Below are 26428 nucleotides of genomic sequence, written 5' to 3' on the forward strand. Positions count from 1 at the left end.
ATCCTCATGTAACGTCCAGGAGCCTTTGCGCAGGGTGCGATCCCACTTGCCTTTAACGCCTCTTTATACTATAGCGCCCGCATCCGTGTAGACACCCTTGGAGGCAACGCGGGCGAGAGCGCTTTTCAAAAGCCATCTCCAGTTCGATCCGGCACGCCAGAACGAACTCTCCAGACAACCTAAAAGGATTATGCCATGAGCAAAGAATCTTATGAGCTCAAGGCCGAAGCGCGCGAACGAGTTGGTAAGGGGTCCTCTCGTGAACTACGTCGCAACGGTTTGATTCCTGCTGTCATCTATGGTGACAAGCAAGCCCCAATTTCTATCGCGATCTCGACCAATGAAGTCACCAAGCGCGTTCAGGCCGGCGGTTTCATGACCACCGTTGCAACGCTCGACGTTGATGGCAAGAAGTACAAGGTCCTGCCAAAGGATTACCAGCGCGACCCGGTCCGCGATTTCATGGTGCACGTGGACTTTCTGCGCGTATCGAACAAATCGCAGGTTACGGTTGAAATCCCGGTTCACTTCATTAACGAAGACAAGTCCGAGATCAAGACCGGTGGCGTTCTGAACATCGTTCGTCACACCATCGAAGCCAACGTTCAGGCAAGCGACATCCCAGACTCGATCACCGTCGATCTGGAAGGCCTCAAGATCGGCGACAGCGTTCATATTTCGCAGATCAAGCTGCCGAAGAACGTCGTTCCAACGATTACAGACCGCGACTTCACCGTCGCTACCATCGTGCCACCAGTTGTCGCGATTGTGGACGAAGTCGAAGAAACAGTCGAAACACCTGTGGAAGAAGACAAGTCCGAGTAATTCGGACGAAGCACGTGTCAGTGCACCTTTACATGCCTCGCATCGCAAGATGCGGGGCATTTTTTATGGGCGTTGCTCCCCCAACAAGAACAACAAAATGCAGCTGTTTTTTTAGCAACGATTAATCATGCCCGGAAACGATAAGTCAAAACTTTAGGTTTAGGACTTCAGTATTCGCACGTTGGGAGCATCTGTCGGCTCTGCTAGATTTGAAGCTCGTATGTATTTAGAGATGGGACCTTTTTTCGCTGAGCCTGGGAAACCAACGCAGCAAGTCTTTGCAAGGGTAAAGGACGGTAGCACAGCATATGACGCATTCCGTAGAAAGTCGCTTTATCGCGATCGTTTCCGGCGCACTTTTCGTGCTGGTCGCCCCGCTTTTCACACTCCTGCTGATGCTTTCTCACCACGAAATGGTTACCAATCAAAGTGACCGCCTTGAAATTCTTCTGTCCGCCAACACCCAGGCGTTGGGCCGCCCATTGTGGGATATGGACGACGAAAGCATCAACCAGATAACCGGGACGCTCGTGACGGACCCAGCCGTCTATATGGTCAAGGTGCGTGATACCTTCGGCCAACTGGATATCACGCAGACAACCGGCTCTCACATGTCCACCGACACGTCATCCATCAGCCGCGACATCACTTACAAGAACCTGGATGGCGAAACGAAAGTCGGGACCATCACCATCTTTTTTCAGAATGTCGGCATTCTGACCACATTGAGCAACATCGAGCTGGCCGCTATCTCCATCTTCATCCTCGCCATCCTTGCCATTTTCGCCGCCGCGATCATCGGCAACCGGCTGATGGTCATGAAGCCGCTTCTACGACTGACAGCTGCGATAGAAGCGACGCGCAGGCTAGGTTCGCGCCACCACGTCGACTGGCGCTCGACCGATGAGATGGGACGGCTGGCGAAAAGCTTCAACGAGATGCAGATTGAGCTGGAGCGAGAAGAACAGGAAATCAAGAACGCCCATCGGCGCACCAGCGAGATTTACAATCGCACACCGGCCATGCTGTTTTCGCTTGATCCGGCTGACCGGATTGCAGCCGTCAGCGATTACTGGGTCGAAGCGACCGGACACAAGCGCGAGGACGTTTTAGGCCGTGATTTTGTCGATCTGATCATGCCGGAGGATCGGGCGCGCTTCGTTCTGCGCAAACACAATGATGCAACGACGGACGGCATGTCGGGCACCGCCGAATTTACGGTGCGCTTTCAATGCGGCGATGGTCGTCTCATGGATGTCCTCATTGCGGAAAAGGAGTTGCGCCTCAACGATGGTCACCATCGCTCCGAGGGTTTGAGCGTCATGACCGACGTGACGGAACTGCGCCGCTCCGAACAGCGCAATCGGTTGCAAGCCATCTCCGACCACCTGACAGGGCTTTTCAACCGTCAGGGTTTTGAAGCAATACTCGACACCAAGATTTTAGAGGCCGATCAGAACGGTATGGAACTGGCCTGCCTCTTTATTGATCTCGACCGCTTCAAGGTCATCAACGACAATCTCGGCCACGCAGCTGGAGATGCCGTTCTCAGGGAGTTTGTGGAACGGTTGTCGCCCTTGCTCACCCCGCTGGACAGCGCATCGCGCCTGGGCGGCGACGAGTTCGCTATTCTTCTGACGGGCCCGATGACGGAAACACGAGCGACAAAAATCTGCGACGAGATTTGCGCCATGTTCGACACGCCCTTCGATGCCGCAGGTAACAATGTACGCCTCAGCGCCAGCATCGGCCTTGCCTTGTATCCAACGCATGCGAAAACCGCGTCCGAGTTGCTTCAGAACTCCGACATGGCCATGTACAGCAAGAAACGCGCAGGCAAGAATGGCGCGCAGATGTTCGATTCTGCAATGATGAACAGAGCTCGCGAACGTGCCGAAATCGAACAGGATATCGAGCAGGCGCTGGAGGAAAACTGGCTGGAGGCACATTTCCAGCCGATCCAGAAACTGTCCAATGGCGCCACACTTGGTTTCGAAGCGTTGATGCGCCTCAACCATCCGCAAAAGGGAATTTTGTCGCCGGCAGCCATCATCAGCGCTGCGGAAGAAAACGGCACCATCGGCCGCATCGGCAATGTCATTCTGGAGCATTCCATTCGCAATCTGGCCAAGCTTTCGCGGCTTCCCGGACTGGAAGACGCCTACGTCGCGGTGAATTTTTCCGCCTTGCAGTTCGAACCAGGCCTTCCCACGCGCATCGCCGGCCTGTTGTACCGCCATGATATCGTACCCAGCAGGATGGTGGTCGAGATTACCGAGGCCGTGCTTATGCACAACGACCCCCAAATTCACGCCGTCCTCAACGCCATCAGGCAATTGGGATGCCGTATCGCGCTGGACGATTTCGGCACTGGCTATTCGTCGCTCAGCTACCTCAGCCGCTTCCCCGTCGACATCGTCAAGATCGACCAATCCTTCACGCGTTCAATCCATGATGGTACAAGTGAAATCAGCCAGAGGAGCCGTATGCTGGTCGAAGGCATCAGCGCTATCTCCCACAAAATGAACTGCGTGGTGATCGCCGAGGGTATCGAAACAAAAGAGCAGGAAGCCATGCTCAAGGACATTGGCGTGGATTGCGGCCAAGGTTATCTCTTTGCAAAGCCGCAGGCCATCAGCGTTTATGTTGCTGCCTATGAGAAACACAATACAGATCGGAATGCGAAGGTCGGGACGTAAACTCATCGAGAGGCGATCATGCGACGGATAACGGGACTATTGCTGGCTTTTTTGATAGCCCTTCCACTGAATGCCGCCCAACTCCACGTATCGACCGAGGAATACCCGCCCTACAACATCCGTGGCAGCGATGGCATGCCAACGGGCGTCTACATGGACCAGTTGAAAATCATCTTCGAGCGCGCGGGTATCGACTATGATGCAAAAATCCTGCCCTGGGCACGCGCCGTCGCACTTGCTGAAACGACACCAGCCTATTGTGTCGTAGCCGCTGCACGCACACCAGAACGTGAAACAAAATTCAAGTGGGTATCACCCATCCACACGGATAGAAACGTCCTGGTCGCACGACGTAGTGCACATCTTGACGTAAAAAATATTGAGGATGCGAAACGGTATTCGGTCGGCACCCAAAGGAACGACTACACCGAAACACTCCTGAAATCGATGAAGTTCCCGCGAATCGAACTGAGTGCAGATTTCGAAACGACCCATGCGAGACTAAAGGCGGGTCGCATCGATATGATGCCGATGTCTGAAAGCGCGCTCAACACGTTGTCGGGAGAAGATTTGGTAGAGGTCGCCGTTCTTGCCCACCAGTCGCTGGGCATGGCCTGCAACCCATCCATACCCGACAGCCTGATCAACCAGATGCAAAGCATCCTGAACGGGATGATCGCTGACGGAACACAGCGCAAGATCTACGAGAAATATGGCCTTGTCATTCGTAACTAGCATGGCTCGATTAAGACAAAATCGTTGACACCCGTCGCTTTTTTAGGTGGTGAAGGTCAACGTGAAATCGAACCCAGGCGAACACCTTCATGATCATCCTTGTAGGCCTTGGCAATCCCGGCACGCAATATGCGTTCAACCGCCACAATATTGGCTTCATGGTTGTCGATGCGCTGCAACGAACGCCATCCTTTTCACCTTGGTCAAAAAAGTTCAAGGCAGCGATATCCGAAGGAGAGATCGCTGGCGAAAAAGTGCTGTTGATGAAGCCGCAGACATTTATGAACCTGTCAGGCGAAGCCGTGGGCGAGGCCATGCGCTTCTACAAGGTGAAAATCTCGGACATCATCGCCATTCACGATGAGCTTGATCTGGTCGCGGGCCGAGCGCGGATCAAGGTGGGCGGAGGCCACGGTGGTCACAATGGGCTCAAATCGATCGACGCCCATTGTGGCAAGGACTACCGGCGCCTGCGACTGGGCATCGGCCACCCCGGTGATAAGGAGCGGGTCAACGGCCACGTGCTGGGCGACTTCGCCAAATCCGACAAGGTGTGGCTAGACCCTTTGATCGACGCCATCGCTGACAATGCCGAGATGCTCGTGAAAGGCGAGGATTCGCAATTGATGAACAAGCTTGCGCTCGCTGTCGGCGTGAAGACCGAGGAGAAGAAAGAAGCCTCAGCCGCAAAACCCGCCGCCAAATCCCACATTCACCAAGCCCGCAATTCCGCTCAACCGAAGAAGCTGCCGAAAACCGGACCCATGGCCGAGATGCTGAAGCGCATGTTCGCGCCGAAAAAGGATTAGCAACAAGCCAACCGCGCATCGTGCGACTTGAAACCTGCAAAGCCATCACCATCTCTCCTCCATGAAGACAATAGCCTCCTTTATTCGCGCCCTTCCGCATGAATAACGACCCGCCAATGGAGACCATGGCGGCGGCCTTGCGACGACTGCCGGATGGGTTGCCCGAAAAGATCACGCTGGAGGGCCTGCTCGACAAACTTGGTGATCAGGCGATTGCTTTTGTGCTGGTCGTGTTTGCCATCCCTGCCATCGTCCCAACGCCCGGCATTCCAGCAGGTATGATCTTTGGAACAGCGCTTGCCATTTTGTCGCTCCAGATCATTTTCGGTGCGCGGCGCCTCGTACTGCCGCGCTTTCTAGGTCGCCTGTCCGTATCTCGTGCCATTATTCAGATGACAGCGGACAAAGCCGCACCGCGTCTTGCCAAGCTTGAGGCGTTGCTCCGCCCCCGCGGCCATGTGCTGTCCAGATATATGGGACAGGTTTCCATCGGCATCGTCATTTTTCTGATGGCTGTTCTTATCGCACTGCCCATTCCTTTCGGCAACATGCTTCCCGGACTAGCCGTGCTGGTCATCGCTCTTGGGCTGGCGCAACGCGACGACATGGCGGTGCTGACCGGGCTCCTGCTCGCCATCCTCTCCGTCTTGACCAGCGGCGCCATCATCTACGGCGGCTGGGCGTTGGTTTCTGGATGGTTGGGCTTTGGCCAACCGGCCGTATAAACGCGCTTTTGCAGCGAATCCTTAGGGTTTTCAGCATCAAGGCTTGACCTCGCCCTGCCCTTTCCGCAAAAGGCTGACGAATGGAATTCTTGAGAAAACAAAAGACAGGTTCAAGCCATGGGCTTTAAATGCGGTATCGTCGGTCTGCCAAACGTCGGCAAGTCCACACTCTTCAATGCGCTGACGAAGACGGCGGCGGCCCAGGCTGCGAACTATCCCTTCTGTACGATTGAGCCGAACACCGGCGAAGTTGCCGTGCCCGACCCGCGCATGAAGGTACTGGCCGACATTGCCGGATCCAAGGAAATCATCCCGACCCGTATTTCCTTCGTGGATATCGCCGGTCTGGTGCGTGGCGCGTCCAAGGGCGAAGGTCTGGGCAACAAGTTTCTTGCCAACATTCGTGAAGTCGATGCCGTTGTTCATGTTCTGCGTTGCTTCGAAGACGATGACATCACTCATGTCGAAGGGCGCATCAACCCTGTCGGCGATGCTGACACCATCGAAACCGAGCTGATGCTCGCCGATCTCGAGAGCCTTGAGCGCCGCGTTGAGCAGACCCGCAAGCGCGCATCTTCAAAAGACAAGGACTCGCTAGCGCAACTGCCGGTCATGGAAGCGGTCATCAAGCTTCTGAACGATGGCAAGCCCGCTCGCCTGCTGCTAAAAACGCTAGCCAACGACGAGATCGAAGTCCTGAAGGGTCTCAACCTTTTGACCTCGCACCCGGTGCTTTACGTGTGCAACGTGGCGGAAGCCGACGCTGTCGATGGCAACGAACACACCAAGGCCGTCGCCGAGATGGCGAAGGCTCAGGGTGCGGAATGCGTCATCATTTCCGCCGCCATCGAGTCCGAAGTCGCGCAACTGCCTGAGGAAGAATCCAAGGAGTTCCTCTCCGCTCTCGGCCTGGAAGAAGCGGGTCTCGACCGCCTCATTCGTGCAGGTTATCAGTTGCTTGACCTCATCACCTACTTCACCGTCGGCCCCAAGGAAACACGCGCCTGGACCATCGTGCGCGGCACCAAGGCGCCGGGCGCTGCCGGCGTGATCCACACGGACTTCGAACGCGGCTTCATCCGCGCCTTCACCATAGCCTATGACGACTATGTGGCCTGCAGAGGCGAAGTCGGCGCCAAGGAAGCTGGCAAGGGTCGGGATGAAGGCAAGGAATATGTCGTGCATGATGGCGACGTGATCCATTTCCGTTTCAACACCTAAAGCCAAGTCATACGCGAAAACCGGCCCGCGCCTCGTCGCGGGCCTTTTGTCTTCAGGCTGCCCATTTTCGACGTTCCCAACTTCACTTTTTACCTTTACGTAAAAGATAGAGTGACGCTAAGATCATCCATGCCAGCGAAGGAGGAGTTCGCCAGTGACATACAGCTTCGAGGATTTCACGCCAGGGAGACGTTTCCCGCTGGGGCTTAAAACCGTCAGCGCAGACGAGATCATCGAGTTCGCATCCGAATTCGATCCCCAGCCCATGCACCTTTCCGAAGAAGCTGGAAAAGCCAGTATTCTGGGCGGATTGGCTGCGTCCGGATGGCACACATGCGCCATGATGATGCGCATGGCGGTGGACAGCTACATAAATCAGGCGCCGTCACAGGCCGGGCTGGGGGTCGATTTTGTCGATTGGAAGAAGCCGGTTCTCGCGGGCGATACGCTGAGCGGCACATCGACAGTGGTCGAACAGCGGATATCAGCATCACGGCCGGGTCTGGGGATCATCAAGCTGCATCACGAATTGCAAAACCAGCGTGGGGAAACTGTGTTCATCGCCGAGTTGAATGTCATGTTTGCAACGTTAAGCGAATGGGTGTCGTCATGAAATTTGTTGACCTCTACCCCATCGACGTCAGGCTTCAACTCGGCACCGTTCATTTCTCGGCTGAATCCATCATCAGCTACGCCGAAAAATTCGATCCGCAGCCCTTCCATCTCAGTGGAGATACTGCAAAAAATTCTGTGTTTGAAGGTCTCTGCGCATCCGGGTGGCAGACGAGTGCATCGTGGATGAAATGCTTTCTGGCCTATTGGGCAAAAGAAGTTACTCGGCTGACATCAGAAGGTGCGGTACCGCCAAAACTGGGCCCCTCACCCGGCTTTCGCAATCTCAAATGGCTGCATCCAGTCTATGCCGGTGACGACGTAACCTATTTCGCGACGATGCTCGCATCACGCCCCCTTGCCTCCCGTCCGGGTCTCCGTATGAATACGACCTTCAATGAAGGGGTTAATCAGCACGGAAAGCCGGTCGTGACGTTTGAGAGCAATGTCCTGGAATTCGATTAAACCCCATCCGGGACATCTTCACTTTGCCAAAGCGTCAACCCTGTTGCGGCTGCTACGGCAGGATCGGCTGTATAAACCGGCAACCCCGCCTGCTGCATCTGCTTCAAGGCGTCAAGATCAGGACCGCTGTGCTTGCGGTGCAGGTTCTCGCCATTATAGATGTGGCCAGTCGATGCCGGATTGATACCTGAGATAACGACACGCTCCGCGCCACTGTGAAGCGCCAGCATGACGGCAATGACGCCATTCGAATATTTCGATTCCGGGGTGATTTCAAAATTCAGCTTTCCCGTCACGGCACGCACCAAAGCGACGCGGCTTAACCGATCGACCATCGTCAGCTTATCGTAGCCGAAGCCGATGCGTCGTAGCCCTTGTTTCAACCGCTCCAAATCATGCCGCCACAAAAGCATGCAGAGGTGGCCCGTTCTTTCACCCTTCAGCAGACGCCGGACTTCCTTCGCATTCGTTGAGTTACCCTCGATCTGATGGAACATGATCAAGGTGATGTCAGGCTTGGTCACACCCCAGTTCTTCGCGACGATCTGCGATGCGTTGACGGAGATGAGCATGTAGGACTCATCAAAGTCGAAAGGCTTGGCGGAGTTGGGGGCAGAGCCGACAACAACGACCCTACGTCCCTTTATGCTGGCGTCGCTCCAAGGCTTCGGTCGCACCACGACGAATTTCAAGTATCGAAACAGCCATGTCTTAAAATCCATGAGCTTCTGCAAAGGGAGGACCTCTATCATGCGCATCGAAGGAAAAGCCTCACGGGACGGAGGCACATTCTGCCAATCTGGAAACCACCGGACCTAGTGCCCGGAAAACTCCACGAGTGTGCGCACCTCCACGCCCAAATCTTCCAGCTTCTTGCGGCCTCCCAAATCCGGCAGGTCGATCACAAAACATGCGGATACGATATCCGCACCCATCTGGCGCAAAAGTTTAACAGCACCTTCGGCCGTACCGCCGGTTGCGATCAGATCGTCCACGAGAATGACCTTCTCGCCCGGCTGGACGGCGTCCACATGCATTTCCATCTCGTCGACGCCATATTCGAGGCTGTAGGCAACCCGCACCGTGGTGTGCGGAAGCTTGCCCTTCTTGCGGATCGGCACGAAACCGGCAGAAAGCTGGTGCGCGACTGCACCGCCTAAGATGAAACCGCGTGCTTCCATGCCCGCAATCTTGTCGATCTTCGTCCCCGCATAGGGCTGAACCAATTCATCAACAGCACGGCGGAACGCACGGGGATTGCCGAGAAGCGTGGTGATATCCCGAAAAATGATCCCCGGCTTTGGATAGTCGTTGATGGAGCGGATGGCAGCGGCGAGCTCCGAAGCGATGACGGTCATTGAATTTCCGATGGTTCTTGATGGATCTGGTTTCGCGGGACCTTATCAATTCAACGACGACAGACAAACACAAAATAGCGACGTGTCCAAAAGCACCATCAATCATCTCACCCTTTCCACAACTCTGCGCGCCAAAACAGAAAGCCCTCCCGGATAAACCGAGAGGGCTGACGCTGAAAGCAACGATGAAGGAGATCAGTGCTCTTTTCTGGAGTACACGGACTTCTTGGTCAGGTAGATCAGGACCGTGAAGATAAAGAGAAACACCATGACCATGAAACCGGTGCGTTTGCGCTCTTCGAGATGTGGCTCTGCCGCCCACATCAGGAATGCGGAGACGTCCTGCGAATACTGGTCCAGCGTCTGCGGGGTACCGTCGTCGTAGGTCACCTGATCATTGCTGATCGGTGGTGCCATCTTGAGTGCGATAGCGCTGCCGAAATACGGATTGAAATGCGTTCCTTCCGCCACTTCGATGCCCTCAGGCGCGTTCTGATAGCCGGTCAGAAGAGCATGAATATAGTCCGGTCCACCTTCCTGATAGCCGCCAACAAACGGAATCATGTCGAAGATGAACTGCGGAAAACCGCGCTCCACACCGCGTGCCTTCGCAAGCAGCGACATGTCGGGCGGCGCAGCGCCACCGTTGGACGCGGCTGCCGCTTCCTTGTTCGGGTAAGGCGATGGGAAATGGTCGGATGGGACGGCTTTGCGCGTGAACATCTCGCCATCGGCATTCGGGCCATCCTGCACTTCATATTCGGCAGCAAAGGCTTTGACCTGACCCTCCGAGTAGCCAAGACCTTCCAGCGTGCGGAAGGACACGAGGTTCATGGAGTGGCAGGCGGAACAGACTTCCTTGTAGACTTTTAATCCACGCTGAAGCTGGGCTTTGTCGTACGTTCCGAAAGGACCGGCAAAGGACCAGTCTTCCTCATGCGGCTTGAGGATCGGGAAATGCCCGCCCGCAATCGCATGTTCGGTCTGTGCCTTCAGATCATGGCTTTCTTCTGCGGCAGTAACCGCAGAGGAAAAACCACCCATGGCAGCGATAAGCGCGATGCTCGTTACAAACTTTCTCATTGTAATCGTCCCTCTCGCACTCATATTTTCACCGCAGCCGCAGGAGCGGCGGCAGACTTGCCGTTCTTTTCGAGAACAGCTTCGGTGATCGAATTGGGAATACGCCTCGGCGTCTCGAACAGGCCGAGAAGCGGCATGATGATGAGGAAGAAGCCGAAGTAGTAAACCGTGCCGATTTGCGAAAGGGTGACATACGTACCTTCTGCAGGGCGCGAACCCAACCAGCCGAGCATGATGGAATTCACCACGAAGACCCAGAAGAACATCTTGTACCAAGGACGGTAGACGGCCGAGCGAACCTTCGACGTATCCAGCCAAGGCAGGAAGAACAAGACGACGATGGCACCAAACATCACCAGGACGCCACCGAGCTTGGAATCGATCGGGCCGACGTTGAACGTGATGGCACGCAGCATGGCGTAGAACGGCAGGAAGTACCATTCCGGAACGATATGCGCCGGTGTCTTCAGGGCATCCGCCATGATGTAGTTATCAGGATGGCCGAGGAAGTTGGGCATGTAGAAGACGAAGTATGCATAAACCAGCAGGAAGACGGAAATTCCGAGCGCATCTTTCAACGTCGCATAGGGCGTGAACGGAACGGTGTCCGTCTTCGTCTTCACTTCAACACCCGTTGGGTTGGTCTGGCCCGTCACGTGCAGTGCCCAGATATGAAGAATGACGACACCAACGATCATGAAGGGCAGAAGGTAGTGAAGCGCGAAGAAGCGGTTCAGGGTCGGCTGGTCGACGGCAAAGCCGCCGAGCAGGAACTGCTGAATCCACTCGCCCACACCTGGAAACGCCGTGAAAAAGCCGGTGATGACGGTTGCACCCCAGAAAGACATCTGGCCCCAGGGCAGAACGTAACCCATGAAACCGGTCGCCATCATCAAAAGGAAGATGATGCAGCCGAGGATCCAGAGAATTTCACGCGGAGCCTTGTAGGAGCCGTAATAGAGGCCACGGGCAATGTGCAGATAAACAGCGACGAAGAAGAACGACGCACCGTTGGCATGCATATAGCGCAGCAGCCAGCCATGGTTCACGTCACGCATGATCTTTTCGACGGAATTGAAAGCCACCGTCGTTTCAGCGGCATAATGCATGGCCAGCACGACGCCGGTCAGAATTTGCACGATCAACATGACGGCAAGCATGGCGCCAAAGGTGTAGGCATAGTTCAGGTTGCGCGGCACCGGATAGGCTATGAAGCTGTCATAGACCATACGTGGCAGAGGCAGGCGGGAATCGACCCATCTTTCGATACCGGTCGAGGGCTGGTAACTGGAATGACCACTCATTTCAAATGTCCCCTTATCCGATCTTGATCACGGTATCGGATGTAAATGCGAAGGTCGGAATATGCAGGTTTTCCGGCGCCGGACCTTTGCGTATTCGGCCCGCCGTATCGTAGTGCGAGCCATGGCAGGGACAGAACCAGCCGCCGAAATCGCCCGCCTGACCCAGGGGAACACAACCCAGATGGGTGCAGGACCCAACCATGACGATCCAGTTTTCCTTACCCTTGCCCGCAGAACGGTCGATATCGGTCGCCTGGGCTGCGGCATCGAGATTGGCATTGCGCGCGACGGGATCCTTCAGATCGGCCAACGGAACGGCGTTGGCTTCTTCCAGCTCTTTGGGCGTACGGTTGCGAATAAAGATCGGCTTGCCGCGCCACTTCACGGTCAGCGACATGCCCGGCTCAACGCTTGCCACATTCACTTCGATCGATGCGAGCGCCAGGGTGGATGCGTCGGGGCGCATCTGATCGATGAACGGCCAGACGGCAGCACCTGCGCCGACCACACCGGCCATACCGGTCACCAGATAAAGAAAGTCGCGACGGGTGGGCTCACCTGTCGCGTCATGATCATTTACGTGCTCACTCACCGCTACACCATCCTCTGCGCTGATTTCGTTGAAAGTCGCATGAGTCCTCCAGCTCTGTTTTGATCCAGGACAAACTCGATCCCCCGTGTCCCGGTCAGTGCGCGACATTAAATCGCGCCTATTCTGCTTGATCGCAAAATATGGCGGACCTTGGCAAGAGGAAAGCACACAAAGCTGCCGTAATTCTGCCTTGTGGAGCATTTTTCTCCGCCTTTTCCGATGCTGCTGTCCATCCTGCAACATTGTGCAGGCAAATGACCCGTGATAATCAGAATCAGAGAGAGCCGGTAAACGAGGTTTTGATTTGAAAGCTAGGCTCACCTGTGTCGCCGCCTCTGCGCTTGTGCTGGCGCTCAGCGTGATCAGCATTCGTTATATCTCTGATTTTTGGCTTTTGGCCTTCGTCAACAGTTTCCAACTTCATATCGCGGTGTTGGCGGCACTTTTTGCGTTAATGTGCCTCGTTGTCCTACGCTCCCGCATCTTCATCATGCTATTGGCATGGGCTTTCGTGCTCAGCGCACACGCCCTTTACATGCATCGGGAATTCGTTACCCAAGCTTATGCACCGCAAGGCGCCAAACCGTTCCGGCTGTTGTCGTTCAATGTCCTGATGGAAAACGGGCGCAACGCCGAATCAATTGCCGATACGATCGTGGCATCGAAAGCTGATGTTGCCTATGTGATGGAGGCAGCGGCGTTGACGAGCGTTTTGCCCCGCCTTAGCCAAACCTATCCTCACCGCCTTGGCTGCGGCCAGGGCGTCCAATCCTGCGATCTTCTGATCCTGTCGAAACGCCCGCTTGAGAATGCCCGCATCGGAAGTCTGAGCTATGTCAGCCGCGAACGCTTCGCTATGGCCACGATAAACCTTGACGGGCAGGAGCTGACACTCGCCGCCGCCCACCTGGCCAAGCCATATTTCGATGAATATCACCGCAATGAGCTCAGTCGCATCCGATCGGCGATTTCATCCGTTTCAGGCCCTTTGATTCTCGGCGGTGATTTCAATTCGGCCAGCATCGCGCCTGATATGGGAGATTTTTTGCTGGCAACCGACCTGAAAAAAGCCCAGTGGGAACCAGCCACATGGCCCACCGGGGCCGGGCAATTCGGCATCGCCATCGACCATATCTTTGCCAGGCAACCAGCGACATTGATGAAACTGGACCGTTTGCCAGATAGCCTCGGTTCCAATCACTACGGGCTGGTGGCCGACTTCGCGATTGCCACGCCTTAGAGCGTTTCCTTGTTAAATGGAAATGCTCTAAGCCGGAAGCGCTGCGTCGTTATCCGATAAAAATCCGCCCGACTGTCGCGTCCAAAGTTCCGAATAAAGTCCCCCACTGGTCACGAGTTCTCTGTGAGTGCCCTCCTCCACGATCCGCCCGGCATCCATCACGATCAAGCGGTCGAGCGCAGCGATGGTGGAAAGGCGGTGGGCGATGGCCAGAACCGTCTTGCCGCGCATCAATTCATCCAGATTGCTCTGGATGGCGGCCTCCACCTCGGAATCGAGCGCCGAGGTCGCTTCATCCAGCACCAAGATGGGCGCGTCTTTCAACATCACGCGGGCGATCGCAATGCGTTGACGCTGGCCGCCGGAGAGTTTCACACCGCGCTCCCCCACATGCGCATCCAACCCTTTTCGACCGCGCTGGTCCTCGAGACGTTCAATGAAGTCATCGGCCTTGGCGCGCCTGATCGCCGCAAGCAATTGCTCCTCGGTGGCATCCATGCGTCCAAACATGATGTTATCGCGAATGGAGCGGTGCAGCAGCGAGGTATCCTGCGTGACCATGCCAATATGAGCGCGAAGCGTTTCCTGACTGACTTTGGCAATATCCTGCCCATCGATGAGGATACGGCCCTTCTCGACATCATAGAAACGTAGCAGCAGATTGACGAGCGTGGATTTGCCCGCGCCAGAGCGGCCCACAATGCCGACCTTTTCACCGGGCGCGATATCGAGGCTGATATGATCGATGACACCCTTGCTGCGCCCGTAGTGAAAGCTGACATTGTCGTAGCGCACGCCGGGCTTGGCTACGATCAGTGGGGGTGCGTCAGCCACATCGACGAGATCGACAGGTTTGGAAATCAGTTCTGCGGCATTCTGCACGGTGCCAAAATTGCGCATGATGCCGTTGAACTGAGTCATCAGGCGGCCCAACAGGAAATTCAGGCGGAGAACCAGCGCCAGCGTAAATGCAACGGCGCCGGAGCTGATCCGGCCGGAAAGCCAGAGATCGATACACAATGCCGCCATTGATGTAATCATGATGCCGGACAGCAGTGCCATCGAGGTCCGCACGCCGGTGATGAATCGCGTGAACATCATGGTCTTGCTTTGAAACGTATCGAAACCATCGCGCATGTAGCGATCATTGGCATCGTCGCGTCCAAACAGACGCAGCGTCTGGATGTTGCTATAGGCGTCGACCATACGGCCAGACAACATGGAAGCAGCTTCAGCCGTCTCTTTTGAGTGCTTCCGGATACGCGGCACGAAGTAACGCGCCAGCATGGAAAATATCCCAACCCAGACGATGACCACAACAGCCAGACGCCAATCGAGCCCCCCGATCAAAAACAGCATCGACACCGAGTAAATGCCGACGAACCAGACGCTCTCCATCAGCGACGTCACGAGATCGCCTGCGGCCTGCCCGCCCGACCAGACCTTGGTGACGATACGGCCGGAAAAATCATTCTGGAAGAAGGTCAGGGACTGCCGCGCCACATGCATGTAGGACTGCCAGCGCACGAGATTGTAGAAGCCGGGCGTGATGACCTGCTGATCGACCAGCGCCGTCGCCATGGTGACGATGAACCGCACGACGGCGATCAGAAACAGCATACCGATCAGCTCGTAACCGTGCCCGGCAATCAGCCCGGCCCAGCCCTCGCCCGGCTTGACGGTCGCCAGAATATCCACCAGCCGCCCGACGAACCAGAACAGCGCCGCCTCGATAGCCGCCGTCAGCCCGCCTAGAATCAGCATGGCGAAGAACGGCGTTTTGGCTTGCCTGAGATAAAACCAGATGAACGCAAGGGTATTTTCCGGCGGACGCAGATCGTCCCTGCGGGCAAAGGGCTCGATCCAGGTTTCGAAATAGCGAAAAATACGGGTGATGATCATGCTTCGGGTATAGGCGGATTCCAGAGGGGCGCAAAGAAGATGGTGGATTATATTTTGGTAATGCAACCAGACAAAAAATAGGCAGGAAACATTCCCGCCTATTTGCTTAATGTAAAAAAGCAACGGTGTTATGGGTCAAGCACCGTTGCTCGATAATCCCGCATTCTTGCATTGAGGATTATGATCATCCTGCGCATGACCGCGACGAGAGCAACCTTTCCGGGTTTGCCTTTGGCTTTCAGTCGGTCAAATATGGCTTTCATGTTGGGGTCGAAGCGTATGGCCGGTAGTGCTGCAATGTAAAGCGCATCCCTTACCGGTTTTCTCCCGCCTGCGATCATCCGTTTTCCACGCATCAGTCCGCTGTCGCGATTCATCGGTGCGACGCCGACGAGCTTTGCGATTTGCCCTTTGTCCAACAGTCCGAGTTCAGGAAGCCCGGCGATCAGGACACATGCGGTGCGCATTCCGATGCCCTTGAGCGAGGTGAGAACTTGCGCCTTGTCGGCAAGATCTTTGTCCGACCTTAGGCAGGCTTCCATGGCGTCGACTACCGACTGGCGCTGTTGCAGCAGGAATGCCAACGTTTCCTCGATCCATGCCCTGGTTCTGCTTTCGCCTCGATTATGCAGCTTCTCTCGCCGGTTCTTTTCCTGCACGATCATGTGCGATACCTGCTTGTAACGCGAAACCAGATCGACCAGCGCTATTTGAGCTGGCGAAGATGGAGTGAGAACTTGCGTTTCCGTGCGCTTGGCGTAGTCCGCCAGAACGAAGGCGTCGATCCTGTCTGTCTTGGAAAGCTGGCCGCAGGCACGTGCAAATTGTCTGATCTGTTTGGCATTCACCCTTGCCACCGGCAGATGAGCAGCCAGCAGGGCATCCACGACGGGGCGCTAGTACCCGCCAGTCGGTTCCAAAACCAGACGGGCGACGTTATCCAGTTGAGCAACAAAGGCAAGAAACCGGGCAATGCCGCAGACATCGTTGGAAAAGCTTGCCGAATTGTTCTCGGGAAGCACGCAGATGTCGAACGAGGATTTCGATATGTCGATGCCGATAAAACGGTTAGTATAGGACATGAGGCAAGTCTCCCTTATACGCGAGCGCGAAGCTCTCTCAACGGTTCGACGAAACCTCGAAATGCGCAAAGGGTTCTGCTTTTTTACGAACGAAAGTTCAGGCCCGCAAGGATCAACCGCTTTGCGCAGTCATCGCGGTGTTGCAACCACCCAATGACAAACGAGGCCGGTGCATCATAACAAATGCACCGGCCTTGTAATGTATAAGCCTGCATTCTTTCGAATACAGGCCCTCCGTCTTCCTGCCACGATCACGAGAGTCTGTTTTATTCTCCGGCCACCTTCATATCCTGCTCCTCATCCGCAATGAATCCGCCCGACTGGCGCAGCCACAGATCAGCGTAAATACCGCCCTTCTCCACCAACTCTCCATGCGTGCCGGCCTCAACGATCTTGCCCATGTCGAGGACAATCAGACGGTCCATCTCCGTTAGCGTGGAAAGTCGGTGTGCGATCGCGATGACGGTCTTGCCCTCCATAAGCGCGAACAGATTTTCCTGAATCGCGGCCTCGACCTCGGAGTCCAAGGCAGACGTTGCCTCATCAAGGATCAGGATCGGAGCGTTTTTCAGGAATACACGGGCGATTGAGATACGTTGACGTTGGCCGCCGGACAGCTTGACGCCGCGCTCGCCGACCTGTGCATCCAGCCCGATACCGCCATGCATGTCCACCAATGTTTCAATGAAGTCCCAGGCATTGGCACGCTTTGCCGCTGCAATGATCTCTTCATCTGTCGCACCGGGGTGCCCATAAGCGATGTTATCGCGGATGGTGCGGTGGAGCAGCGAGGTATCCTGCGTCACCACGCCGATCAGCGAGCGCAGGCTATCCTGCGAGACGGTCGAGATATCCTGTCCGTCGATGCGAATTTTTCCGGATTCGAGATCGTAAAACCGCAGCAAAAGGTTCATCAGCGTCGTCTTGCCCGCACCCGAACGGCCGACAAGTCCGATTTTTTCGCCCGGCCTGATATGCAATGACAGGCCTTCGATGACACCCTTGTTCCTGCCGTAGTAGAAACGGATGTCGTCGAAATGTATCTCACCCTTGGGCGCGGACAGTGCTGGCGCATTGGGCTCGTCAAGGATGTCATGCGGCTTGGTCATCATGCTCATCCCGTCATAGACCGTACCGATATTTTCAAACAGCGACGTAACTTCCCACATGATCCACTGCGACATGCCGTTGACACGCATTGAGAGACCGATGGCGACAGCCAGTGCACCGACCGTGACCGAGCCGGTCAGCCAGAAATAAAGGCCAAGCGACGCTGTAGAGAAGATGACCACCACGTTGTTGATATCGATGGCGATGTTGAACGCGGAAATCTTGCGCATCTGTCGGTGAACGGTGTCCAGAAACACATTCATACCTTCACGTGCATAGACTTCTTCGCGGCCCGCATGAGAAAACAGCTTGATGGTGGCGATGTTGGTATAGCTGTCCACGATGCGACCCGTCATCAAGGAGCGCGCATCCGCCTGCTCGCTGGCGAGGCGCCCGAGCTTCGGCACGAAATAGGTCAGAATCGCGATATAGATTGAAAGCCAGACAAGAAGCGGAATGACCAGCCGCCAGTCGGCTGCAGCTACCATGAACAGCATCGAGAACACGAAGCTGATGGCATAGACGAAAACGTCGATGATTTTCAGGGCCACTTCACGAATGGAGAGCGCCGTCTGCATGACCTTGGTGGAAACGCGACCGGCGAATTCGTTGGCAAAGAAGGTCATGGAATGGCGCAACAGGAAGCGGTGCATATGCCAGCGGGCGATCATGCCGAAGTTTCCAGCCAGCGTCTGGTGCATCGTCATCGTGTGGAGCGCGCCCATCAACGGCAAAGCCACCAGCAGGATTGCCGCCATCATGATCAGACGCCAGCCCTCGTCGTGCAGAAACGTTTCCCGGTTGGCAGACGACAGCCAATCAACGATATTGCCGAGGAACTGATAGAGCATCACTTCCGCAACCGCGATTCCCATCGACATCAGACCAAGCAGCAGCAACCAGGGGGCGGCGGGTTTGACATAGTGCCACATGAACGGCAACAGCCTGTCGGGCGGCACGACAGGCGTGGCTGCAGGGAATGGGTCGAGACGTTTTTCAAACCAGCCGAACATGGCCAAGCTCCGGATATAATGATCCCGAGAGAGAAGCATGCGGGCAGAAAACGCCTACGGCCACCACGGGAATAAGATGGATATGGCCGCGACAGCCACATGACGAATTGAGATGGAAAAGCGGGTCAACCGCAAAAACACCTAAGCCTGCAGGACCGTTACAAGGGCCGGGAGGCGATATCGAACAAGCATATTCATCTGAACCTCCGAAGCTGGTGTTAAAGACGCGTTCTTGTAGCTCGAAAAGTCAGCATTGACCAGCACCAAACCATTTTTGCCGCCGCAACGAAAATCGTAAAACGCGAGTGTATCCGCAAAACAACAGCCCAAGGTTTATGCCGTTCGCTTGTTCTAGCATTGACAGTCGTGATAGACCCCGTCAGCAACGTCGCGAAAGACATGACCATGCCCGATATCAGGATTGCGCTCTACCAACCCGACATCCCCGGAAACACGGGAACAATTCTCCGGCTGGCGGCCTGCCTGGGCATCGGTGTCGATATCATTGAGCCCGCTGGCTTCGATATTTCCGACCGCAATCTGAAGCGAGCGGGAATGGACTATCTCACCACGGCGTCACTGACCCGCCACGTGAATTGGGAGCGCTTTGAGGAATGGCGCACATCCACTGGCCGCAGATTGCTCCTTGCCTCGACCAAGGCAGCACTGCCCTATACCGACATAACCTACCGCGATGACGACGTTCTGCTTTTTGGCCGCGAGAGCGCTGGTGTACCGGATCATGTCCACGAAAAAGCCGATGAGCGACTGATCATTCCCATGAGGGAGGGACAACGCTCCATCAACGTCGCCATGTCTGCCGCGATGATGGCAGGCGAGGCTTTGAGACAAACCGCCTGGCGCTAGATCCATCGCCATTTCACGCCAAAATGTCGCAATCAGCCCTGTACGAAGGGGTGTTTCGATCTTATATTTATTAGCCAACTAAAGATTCCTACCTCCGAAAACTTTCCGCGCAGCATGTCGTCCGAAAGCTAGATCGGTTTCGGGCAAGGCAAGGCGTTCACGATCAAGACTGACGGAAGGAGGGTGAACACGCATGCAATCCACCATCATCATCGTCAACTTGCTGGGCGCTGTCGCGCTCCTGCTTTTTGGTCTTGCGCAAGTCAAGGACGGCGTCACGCGGGCATTCGGCGTCAAGCTCAGAACTGTGTTGGCAACAGGCACGAAAAGCGGCTCCCGCTCTCTGCTGTCTGGTTTTCTCGCAACCATTGCGCTGCAGAGCTCCACCGCCACCGCACTGACTGTCGCGTCTTTCGCAGAGCGCGATCTCATACGTCCGCGCATGGCGCAGGTGGTGCTTCTCGGCGCCAATATTGGAACTGCCGTCACCGCCTGGATTTTTGCAACCGGCGTCGCCTGGTTGTCGCCTATGCTCATTCTCACGGGTCTGATCATCCGCAAAGGTGCGTCCAGTGGCCGGCAAGGTGGCGGGACGGCCCTGGTGGGCGTCGGCCTGATGTTGCTGTCGTTACATCTGTTGAGTGCCGCAACAGAACCCATGCGGGATTCGCCCGCGCTCGGCGCGTTTATCGGGCTGCTGGATGAAGCATGGCCTGTGGCACTTCTTTTGTCGGCAGCCTTGGCCTTCGTTTCCTCCTCCAGCCTTGCCGTCGTGGTGCTGATCCTGTCGCTCGCCTCTGCCGGCATTCTTTCAACAGGGCTGATCATCGTCCTCATTCTCGGTGCCAATCTCGGCGGCGCGATCCCGCCGGTCGTTACAACGCTTTCAGCGCCGGCTGCGGCTCGCCGTATCACCATTGGCAATCTGGTCGTGCGCACGGTAGGCTGCCTCATCGCTTTGCCCTTGGCGGGCTTTGGTGCTGCGGTGCTTCAACAGTTGCCCCTGGCACCAGACATGCTACCTGTGGACGCCCACCTGATCTTCAATCTGGTGCTGACCGCCCTGGCATGGCCGTTTTCAGGTCTCCTGTCCGACCTGATGGCAAAGATTGTGCCGGAAGACACCAAATCTGAAGAAGGCCAACGCTTTCTTGACGCCAGCGCGCTGGATACGCCGGTCGTCGCCCTTGCCAATGCGACACGCGAAGTCCTCGTCGTGGGCGACACAATAGAGCGAATGTTGATCCGCGCCGAAAACGCGTTCAAACACAACGACCTGGCGCCGCTTGCGGAAATTGCAGCGCTGGAAAAGCGGGTCGATACGTTGCAGCAGGACGTAAAAATCTACCTCTCGCAGCTCGGCCGCAAGGGACTGGATGAAAACGACGCGAACCGCTCCATAACGATCATCGATTACGCCATTAACCTCGAACATATCGGCGATATCGTTGAGAAAGGTCTCTGCGAACAGATCCGCAAGAAAATTGTCAACGGCTTCAAGTTTTCGGACGAGGGCTATGACGAACTGAAGACACTGTTCGACATGACCATCCAGAACCTGCGCGCCGGCCAGAGTATTTTCGTGACCGGCGATTTCGATCTCGCCCGCCGTCTTATGGAAATCAAGGATGACATCCGGCGGCTGGAAAAGCGCTCGTCCAGCCGGCACATCGAACGCTTGCGTGACGGATTGCCCCAGAGTGTGCAAACCAGTTCGCTACATCTGGACATGCTGCGCGACCTCAAGCGCGTTAATGCCCACATCGTTTCTGTGGCGCATCCTATTCTGGACCAAGGCGGCGTCTTGGGCGAAAGCCGCTTGCGCGCCGTGGACAATCGACCCTAAAGCGCGTGAAAGGACCCGTTTCTAATCAGCTGAAGGGAGGCGACGCATCGTGAACTCTATGCGGTCACCTTCCAGCGGCCGCCAGCTTTCCACTTCCGTCCAATAGGCCGCCTTGGGATATTCATCGAACCATTCCCTCGCCTTGGCACGCGCCTCGTCCCGAGCAAGACAAAAGGTCTGGCGCACGAACATGCCCTGCCGGTCGTTTTTCCGCCCACCGGCAGCGCCGCGATCCTGCCGATGAGCGTCCAGCCTGCGCTTCAAGCCGCCTAGCGGCGGTGGCCCGGTAAATTTCGCCATGACATTCACCTCTCTGTTTCAAAATGTAGTGTTTAGAGTTCGACTTGGCGAGTCCAATTTGTATCCACGCTGCGTGGCTGATAAACCGGGCGAGACAAAACGATTCGACGCGAGGAGATCGATATGGAACGGCCGGTTTTGCCAAAGGGCTTGCCTGACGACATCGAGGACAAGAAGGCGCAGGCCAAGGCTTGGTTCGAAAGTCTGCGTGATACCATTGTTTCAGCGCTCGAAGACCTCGAAAATGACGTGCAGGGACCTCTTGCCGATCAAGCGCCCGGCCGTTTCGTTCAGAAGGAATGGCAGCGCGACAATGGCGAAGGCGGCGGCGGCAAGATGTCGATGATGGAGGGCCGCGTTTTCGAAAAAGTCGGCGTCCATACCTCCACCGTTTATGGCGAGTTCTCGCAGGAGTTCCGCAAGCAGATACCCGGTGCCGAAGAAGACCCCCGCTTCTGGGCATCTGGCATTTCGCTGATCGCACACCCTGTCAATCCGAACGTTCCCGCAGTGCACATGAACACGCGCATGGTCGTAACCTCGAGCCATTGGTTTGGTGGCGGGGCGGATCTGACACCGGTTCTCAACCGACGCCGCACGCAGGAAGACAATGATAGCCAGATCTTCCACCGTGTCTTCGAAATCACGTGTAACAGGCACAAAGTGGCCGATTATCCGCGCTACAAGCAATGGTGCGACGAATATTTCCATCTCCAGCATCGCAACGAGCCGCGCGGCATCGGCGGCATCTTCTTCGATTGGCTACACCCGGATGAAGAGAAAGGCGACTGGAACGACAATTTTGCCTTCGTGCAGGATATCGGCCGCGCCTTCAATCTGGTCTACCCCAAAATTGTGCGCAGCAACTTCAATCAGCCTTGGACCGAAAAAGACCGTGACGAGCAACTGATTCGCCGTGGTCGCTATGTCGAGTTCAATCTTCTCTACGACCGGGGCACGATTTTCGGTCTGAAGACAGGCGGGAATGTGGACTCGATCCTCTCATCACTCCCCCCTGTGGTGCGCTGGCCCTAGAAATCACGAAAAGTTTCACGTTCGTTAATGCATTTGGGCAGGATTTGGAAAATTAGCACTTATGCAGAAAAGAACACGGTGGTAATCTCCATGATGTCGATGACTGGAGGAGATATCATCATGATTATTTCAAACAGCATGCCCAGCTCTGACGTTGGCAAAAGTCAATCTCAGGCCCTGCCCACCCCCGAATTGATCAACCGTCTCGCCTCCGAAATGCGGGCGGTGGGGGATCGCGATCTGCCACTCTCCTTTTACGCCGAACAGGTCAAACGGAGACTGGCGAACGAGGCAGCAGCCAACACAAATAGTGGCAGGGTCAAACTAACCCGTGCACCAGCCGCCGCCACATCGTCCGTTTTTCATTGCTGGGCGCTTCCGGAAGCGGTGTGATAAGAAGTCGAATATCTATCTAACTCGCAGTTTATACGTAAGTGCAGAGCCTTTCGTCCAAAAGGCTCTGCACAGCAATGTTAAATGTGAAGGCTGGGCCTCAATTGCACATACAATATTGCTGAAAATAGATAGGATGAGGGATCGATCTCTCTTCGGTACGGTTTTGGATGAAAACTAAAGTATTGTTACTAGGTTCACTTTTCCTCGCAGTATGTGTGTCTGTTTTAATTGTTTTCGCCTATGTGTTGGGCAGTATGGTGAACAACACAAAAATGTCTCGTTCCACGCCATCCAAGTCAGATATTTTAAACCTTATTGAGGACGAGAGCGCGAGACATTCGTTCGCTTCGTTACGTCTTCAAAGCGCTCAGGATGAGGGGTTTATGGACAGCCTAATAGAATCGAATTGGTGTGGCGCATCCACAGCAATCACTGACAGTCTGTTCACCAGCAATGGTTTCAAAAAAATCTCGGCTGAAGAGTTCTACCTTAAAATGTCAGCTTCACCAAAGCAGGAATTCGATCTTTATGGTTGGCGCTCCTATCGGCATGGCGAGATGGGCGTCGGAATCAAAAATCGTTCGGACTGTATAAAATTGTTCGTCATCGAGATGCCGTAGCAAAGCACCTTTGCGTCAACTCGCTGTCCCGACAACAGCCTTTAGCTTGCCTATCAAAACTGACCGGTCGAGCGAGAAGTTGAAATCGATCCATTTTTCTTCAAGCTCGTTCAAAATCTGTCCCACCTTCGGCCCCGGTGCGATACCGGCAGCCAGCACATCGGCGCCTGTCAGAGGGAAATTCGGGCGCTCGAACTTTTGCGCACGCGCAAGCAGCGCAGACAATCTCGCGATCTTCTGCATGGCGGCTTCACCCGCCGAGACGTCCGCTCGCGCTGATGACAGCGCCAGTTGCAGCCGCAAGATCATGCCTTCGACACCTTGCCGATAAAGCAGTCGGTCAAACGCTGCGTCCGTGATAGCCGGGTCGATTGTTGGGGCAAAGGCCCATTGCTTCAGGCGTTTGGCGTCTGCATTCGACATGCGCAGCCGTGATGTCATCGAGGCAATCCGTTCCACTTCCGGCGGAACGATGGCGGCAAGACGCACCATCGCATCCGGTGCCCAGCCCAGCGCCTGCTCTGCCGCGACCAATCCATGAATAGCGTCGATGCCCCATTTTTCTGTTTCGGGCAGAACCTGGCTCGAAACACCGGATTGCCGCATCCACAACAGCGCCCGGGATGGATCGGTGGCGCTGAGCAGTTTCCTCATTTCGCTCCATACACGCTCGGCCGAAAGCGTCGAAATCTTGTCCTTGGCCCGTGCACTTGCCCTCAGCCCGTCCGCATCTGGACGACCCGAACCATAATAGGCAAAGAAGCGGAAGAAGCGGAGAATACGCAGATAATCCTCCGTAATCCGCCGGTCGGCATCGCCAATGAAGCGAACATTTCGTTTTTCGATATCCGGCAGACCACCAATCAGGTCGATCACTTTACCCGATGCATCGGCGTAAAGCGCATTGATGGTGAGGTCGCGTCTTTCTGCATCTTCCGTCCAGTCGGTACCGAAAGCGACCTGTGCATGGCGGCCATCGGTTTCCACGTCGCGACGAAGCGTGGTGACTTCAAAGCCCTCTCCATCGAGAACCAGCGTCACCGTGCCATGTTCGACACCTGTCGGCACCGCCTTGATGCCTGCGTCCTTGGCTCGCTCTGTCACATCCTGCGGCGACAGCGTCGTTGCCATGTCGATATCGCCGACGGGCATTTGCATCAGCGCGTTGCGCACGGCGCCGCCCACAATTCGCGTTTCGCCGCCATCGGCATTCAAAAGCGCCAAGATCCGCTGAAGATTTGGTTTGGAAAACCACTCCTGTCCGGCAATGCTGCTCATGAATAGAACCTCTCGTAAATGCTGCGCACGATGCCCGCCGTAATGCCCCAGATGTAGCGCTTGCCATAGGGCATTTCGTAGAAAAACCGCTCCCTCCCCTGAAAGATGCGGCTGCCGCGCGTGTGGTTGTCGGGATTCATGAGAAAAGACAGCGGCACCTCGAACACATCGTCCACCTCGGTCGGGTTGAGCGTGAGTTCGAAGCCGGGCCGGACCGTTGCGAGGACCGGCTTGATGCGGAACCCTGTCCCGGAAATATAATCCGGCAGCCGACCCACGGTCTCGACAAACGAACGAGATAAGCCGATTTCCTCTTCGGTTTCGCGAAGAGCGGCATCTTCAGCCGATCGGTCTTCCTGATCGACTCCGCCGCCAGGAAACGAAATCTGGCCCGAATGCTTGCGGAGCGTTGCGGTTCTCTGCGTAAAAATGACCCGTGCGTCGTCCCCGTAATCCACCACCGGCACCAGAACGGCGGCGTCCTTCAAACGGATGCCTTCGCCCACCAGTCGAACGCCGGGATTGAGAACATGATCGCCGTTATCAGGATCCTCCCGCTCCGCCACACCCTCGCCTTCCGAAAGGATACGACGCCGAAAATCAGCGGCGGAAAATTCCATGATATCTGAGATCATCTTGACAGCGCATCCAGTTCGTCAGCGGGCATGATGGGAAAAACCTTCCCACCGGAGCGAACAGAAAACATCGCTTTACCTTCGGTTTCAATGACTTCCCCCCGTTCCACCAGATCGTACATGACCGCGCGCGACACCAGCGCCTCCAGTCGCCCACGCACCAGAAGATAGGGCTTCAACTCTTTGTTTTTACCGGCGATCTCGAAACGTAACGGGTGATCTGGTCCAGCCTCCACCATATCACCGACATTCGTGCGGAATGTGAGAAGTGGAACGCCATCTTTTTCACCCGCGTTCATCTCCACGGCGATGAACGGTGCATCCACCACGCGGATCCCGACTTTTTCCACAGGCGTTACGAGGTAGGTCTTGCCGTCCTCGTCCTTGCGTAAAACGGTGGAAAACAAACGCACCAACGGCGCGCGTCCAATAGGCGTGCCCATATAGAACCACGTCCCGTCCGCCCGGATTTCCATATCCAGATCGCCGCAAAAAGGCGGATTCCAGCGCTCTACAGGGGCAGGACCGCGGCTTTTGTCGCCCGTCTGTTCGGCTGCGTGGGAAATCATCGCGGCCAGCCCTGCCGCGTCCATTGGCGAATTTATCGTTTCAAGCGCCATATTAGAGCCCTGCTTTGTCACCTATTGACGTCGTCATTATAGGTAACGAGATAGTC

Annotated in this window: 25 protein-coding genes and 1 pseudogene; 14 read left to right on the forward strand and 12 right to left on the reverse strand. The window is 55.7% G+C overall.

The window, feature by feature from the left end; all coding sequences use genetic code 11:
• The first annotated feature begins 195 nt into the window (after nt 1-195).
• From EKM04_RS15610 to EKM04_RS15645, 8 genes are all read left to right on the forward strand, one after another.
• Nucleotides 196-825, forward strand: a complete 630-nt coding sequence (locus EKM04_RS15610; protein ID WP_174153630.1) for a 50S ribosomal protein L25/general stress protein Ctc — start codon at nt 196-198, stop codon at nt 823-825.
• Between the two features lie 308 nt (nt 826-1133).
• Entirely contained in the window at nt 1134-3524 is a 2391-nt protein-coding gene (locus EKM04_RS15615) for a putative bifunctional diguanylate cyclase/phosphodiesterase (protein ID WP_183895264.1), read from the forward strand.
• An 18-nt stretch (nt 3525-3542) separates the two neighbouring features.
• Nucleotides 3543-4259: a substrate-binding periplasmic protein gene (locus EKM04_RS15620; RefSeq protein WP_183895262.1), complete on the forward strand. Its 717-nt coding sequence runs from the start codon at nt 3543-3545 to the stop codon at nt 4257-4259.
• Between the two features lie 89 nt (nt 4260-4348).
• Nucleotides 4349-5068 carry an aminoacyl-tRNA hydrolase gene (pth, locus tag EKM04_RS15625; protein ID WP_183895260.1) on the forward strand — a complete coding sequence of 240 codons (720 nt, stop codon included), beginning with the start codon at nt 4349-4351 and terminating at the stop codon, nt 5066-5068.
• A 116-nt stretch (nt 5069-5184) separates the two neighbouring features.
• Nucleotides 5185-5793, forward strand: coding sequence for an exopolysaccharide biosynthesis protein (locus tag EKM04_RS15630; protein ID WP_183895258.1), 609 nt, complete (start codon nt 5185-5187; stop codon nt 5791-5793).
• A gap of 117 nt (nt 5794-5910) precedes the next feature.
• Complete coding sequence (gene ychF / locus EKM04_RS15635; RefSeq protein WP_174153635.1) at nt 5911-7014, forward strand: redox-regulated ATPase YchF; 1104 nt, start codon at nt 5911-5913, stop codon at nt 7012-7014.
• 154 nt (nt 7015-7168) lie between these two features.
• The gene (locus EKM04_RS15640; RefSeq protein ID WP_183895256.1) at nt 7169-7627 is read left to right on the forward strand and encodes a MaoC family dehydratase; all 459 of its coding nucleotides are present in this window, start codon (nt 7169-7171) and stop codon (nt 7625-7627) included.
• A complete protein-coding gene (locus tag EKM04_RS15645) occupies nt 7624-8091 on the forward strand; it encodes a hotdog family protein (protein WP_183895254.1) in 468 nt (155 codons plus the stop codon). The genes EKM04_RS15640 and EKM04_RS15645 overlap by 4 nt, the downstream gene beginning before the upstream one ends.
• Here EKM04_RS15645 and EKM04_RS15650 read toward each other — a convergent pair.
• The 5 genes from EKM04_RS15650 to petA form a co-directional block, all read right to left on the reverse strand.
• Nucleotides 8088-8813, reverse strand: a complete 726-nt coding sequence (locus EKM04_RS15650; RefSeq protein WP_234910917.1) for a membrane-anchored protein — start codon at nt 8811-8813, stop codon at nt 8088-8090. The two genes, EKM04_RS15645 and EKM04_RS15650, sit on opposite strands and share 4 nt — an antisense overlap.
• Before the next feature lie 93 nt (nt 8814-8906).
• Nucleotides 8907-9449 (reverse strand): adenine phosphoribosyltransferase, encoded by a 543-nt coding sequence (locus tag EKM04_RS15655; RefSeq protein ID WP_174153638.1) that lies wholly within the window; start codon nt 9447-9449, stop codon nt 8907-8909.
• A gap of 195 nt (nt 9450-9644) precedes the next feature.
• Nucleotides 9645-10532 carry a cytochrome c1 gene (locus tag EKM04_RS15660; protein WP_183895252.1) on the reverse strand — a complete coding sequence of 296 codons (888 nt, stop codon included), beginning with the start codon at nt 10530-10532 and terminating at the stop codon, nt 9645-9647.
• Between the two features lie 20 nt (nt 10533-10552).
• Nucleotides 10553-11836 (reverse strand): cytochrome b, encoded by a 1284-nt coding sequence (locus tag EKM04_RS15665; RefSeq protein ID WP_174153641.1) that lies wholly within the window; start codon nt 11834-11836, stop codon nt 10553-10555.
• Nucleotides 11837-11849: 13 nt separating this feature from the next.
• Nucleotides 11850-12428, reverse strand: coding sequence for a ubiquinol-cytochrome c reductase iron-sulfur subunit (gene petA, locus EKM04_RS15670; protein WP_252094079.1), 579 nt, complete (start codon nt 12426-12428; stop codon nt 11850-11852).
• Between the two features lie 304 nt (nt 12429-12732).
• Between petA and EKM04_RS15675 the strand changes: the two genes are divergently transcribed.
• Complete coding sequence (locus EKM04_RS15675) at nt 12733-13668, forward strand: endonuclease/exonuclease/phosphatase family protein (RefSeq protein ID WP_183895248.1); 936 nt, start codon at nt 12733-12735, stop codon at nt 13666-13668.
• Nucleotides 13669-13695: 27 nt separating this feature from the next.
• Here EKM04_RS15675 and EKM04_RS15680 read toward each other — a convergent pair whose 3' ends face one another.
• From EKM04_RS15680 to EKM04_RS15695, 3 genes and pseudogenes are all read right to left on the reverse strand, one after another.
• Nucleotides 13696-15570 (reverse strand): ABC transporter ATP-binding protein, encoded by a 1875-nt coding sequence (locus tag EKM04_RS15680; protein WP_183895246.1) that lies wholly within the window; start codon nt 15568-15570, stop codon nt 13696-13698.
• A gap of 128 nt (nt 15571-15698) precedes the next feature.
• Nucleotides 15699-16652: pseudogene (locus tag EKM04_RS15685) on the reverse strand (IS110 family RNA-guided transposase).
• A 266-nt stretch (nt 16653-16918) separates the two neighbouring features.
• Nucleotides 16919-18775 (reverse strand): ABC transporter ATP-binding protein, encoded by a 1857-nt coding sequence (locus EKM04_RS15695; RefSeq protein WP_183895240.1) that lies wholly within the window; start codon nt 18773-18775, stop codon nt 16919-16921.
• Nucleotides 18776-19180: 405 nt separating this feature from the next.
• On the opposite strand from EKM04_RS15695, the gene EKM04_RS15700 reads away from it, so the two are divergent.
• Together EKM04_RS15700 and EKM04_RS15705 are read left to right on the forward strand one after the other, a co-directional pair.
• Nucleotides 19181-19642, forward strand: a complete 462-nt coding sequence (locus EKM04_RS15700; RefSeq protein ID WP_183895238.1) for a tRNA (cytidine(34)-2'-O)-methyltransferase — start codon at nt 19181-19183, stop codon at nt 19640-19642.
• A 193-nt stretch (nt 19643-19835) separates the two neighbouring features.
• Nucleotides 19836-21488, forward strand: coding sequence for a Na/Pi cotransporter family protein (locus EKM04_RS15705; RefSeq protein WP_183895236.1), 1653 nt, complete (start codon nt 19836-19838; stop codon nt 21486-21488).
• Nucleotides 21489-21509: 21 nt separating this feature from the next.
• Here the strand turns inward: EKM04_RS15705 and EKM04_RS15710 are convergent, their stop codons facing one another.
• Entirely contained in the window at nt 21510-21788 is a 279-nt protein-coding gene (locus EKM04_RS15710; protein ID WP_183895234.1) for a hypothetical protein, read from the reverse strand.
• 123 nt (nt 21789-21911) lie between these two features.
• Here EKM04_RS15710 and hemF point away from each other — a divergent pair, with 123 nt between their 5' ends.
• The 3 genes from hemF to EKM04_RS15725 all read left to right on the forward strand — a co-directional run bounded on the left by hemF (nt 21912) and on the right by EKM04_RS15725 (nt 23839).
• Nucleotides 21912-22823, forward strand: a complete 912-nt coding sequence (gene hemF, locus EKM04_RS15715) for an oxygen-dependent coproporphyrinogen oxidase (protein ID WP_183895232.1) — start codon at nt 21912-21914, stop codon at nt 22821-22823.
• Between the two features lie 120 nt (nt 22824-22943).
• A complete protein-coding gene (locus EKM04_RS15720; protein WP_183895230.1) occupies nt 22944-23216 on the forward strand; it encodes a hypothetical protein in 273 nt (90 codons plus the stop codon).
• A gap of 170 nt (nt 23217-23386) precedes the next feature.
• Nucleotides 23387-23839 carry a hypothetical protein gene (locus EKM04_RS15725; protein WP_174153651.1) on the forward strand — a complete coding sequence of 151 codons (453 nt, stop codon included), beginning with the start codon at nt 23387-23389 and terminating at the stop codon, nt 23837-23839.
• 15 nt (nt 23840-23854) lie between these two features.
• Here EKM04_RS15725 and EKM04_RS15730 read toward each other — a convergent pair whose 3' ends face one another.
• The 3 genes from EKM04_RS15730 to EKM04_RS15740 are packed head-to-tail and all read right to left on the reverse strand — an operon-like array spanning nt 23855 to nt 26372.
• A complete protein-coding gene (locus tag EKM04_RS15730) occupies nt 23855-25117 on the reverse strand; it encodes a CCA tRNA nucleotidyltransferase (protein WP_183895228.1) in 1263 nt (420 codons plus the stop codon).
• The gene (locus EKM04_RS15735) at nt 25114-25752 is read right to left on the reverse strand and encodes an NUDIX hydrolase (protein ID WP_183895226.1); all 639 of its coding nucleotides are present in this window, start codon (nt 25750-25752) and stop codon (nt 25114-25116) included. The genes EKM04_RS15730 and EKM04_RS15735 overlap by 4 nt, the downstream gene beginning before the upstream one ends.
• Nucleotides 25749-26372: a DUF1285 domain-containing protein gene (locus EKM04_RS15740; protein ID WP_183895224.1), complete on the reverse strand. Its 624-nt coding sequence runs from the start codon at nt 26370-26372 to the stop codon at nt 25749-25751. The genes EKM04_RS15735 and EKM04_RS15740 overlap by 4 nt, the downstream gene beginning before the upstream one ends.
• Nucleotides 26373-26428: the final 56 nt, after the last annotated feature.

The organism is Rhizobium skierniewicense Ch11, from assembly GCF_023757665.1.
GTDB classification, from domain to species: domain Bacteria; phylum Pseudomonadota; class Alphaproteobacteria; order Rhizobiales; family Rhizobiaceae; genus Agrobacterium; species Agrobacterium skierniewicense.